This is a genomic window from Spiroplasma sp. Moj (assembly GCF_016082285.1).
In the GTDB taxonomy this organism is placed as follows: Bacteria; Bacillota_I; Bacilli_A; order Mycoplasmatales; family Mycoplasmataceae; genus Spiroplasma; species Spiroplasma phoeniceum.
Genome location: NZ_MQTY02000094.1, coordinates 1 through 1046, shown reverse-complemented (window position 1 = coordinate 1046; position 1046 = coordinate 1).

The following is a 1046-nucleotide window of genomic DNA, read 5'->3' as shown; positions in this document are numbered from 1 at the left end:
AAAAACTANAAAATGTATTTAATAAAATAGTAATAATAATATANAATAATAAAATAAATCAAGCTGCGTTTGAAACATTTAAAAGCTTAGCTCGTTCAAACTAAAAAATTTTAGAAAAAAAANNATATATNTNTNNGTNTTTANNAAAAAAAAAAAAAAAAAAAAAAAAAAAAATAAAAAAAAAAAAAATTTTAANNACTAATAAAAATTAAAGAAGTAAGCAAGAAAACAAAAATAACAGGAATTAAAATAAATATAAATCTGATTTAACTTAATGAAATTAACGGAAAAAAATAATACAGAAAAAAAAGCAGATAAACTAGAATATANNAAAAAAAAAAAAAATAAATAAATAAATAAATAAATNAATAAAAANTAANTTATCTAAATACTATACAAAAACACTAATTATTATACAATATATATTTCATAAACTAATAAAAAGTAGCATGAAATATAATAAACACAAAATTCTTTNNNCCAAAAAAAAAAAAAAAAAAAAAAAAAAAAAAAAAAAAAANAAAAAAAAAAAANTNAANAGNTATATACATAATAATTGAGGGAGTAGGGTCAAGAAGAAGAGATATGATCGTATAGCGTAGAGGAATAGTTAGTTTTGGAATAGTGTATATGAAATACCCATCTGAGAGCCGTCGTAGGAGATGATAAAGACATAAATATAACTTCGTAAGCTATATTAATATAATAGATTAATGAACATCAACGTAGAATATATTTTGTACATATTCATCAATTCGCGGAATATGTAAAATATATGGTAAATGGAAATTACGAGAGAATTATAAAAGGAACAAACATTAAAAGTGTTTCTAGTTGAAAGAACATGCCTGTAGATCGTTTGTCAATTTACGAATACAAATTCAATGTCTTTAGATTGCTGTCGATAGTAATAGGGAATTATGGAATAAAGAATTATGGAAGAATGTATACTGTACATGTTTCTAGACGAGTAGACATGACTGTTGATTACCACAAGGAATGTATTAATACATATATTTAATGTGTCTAGACTCTAGAGTCTATAC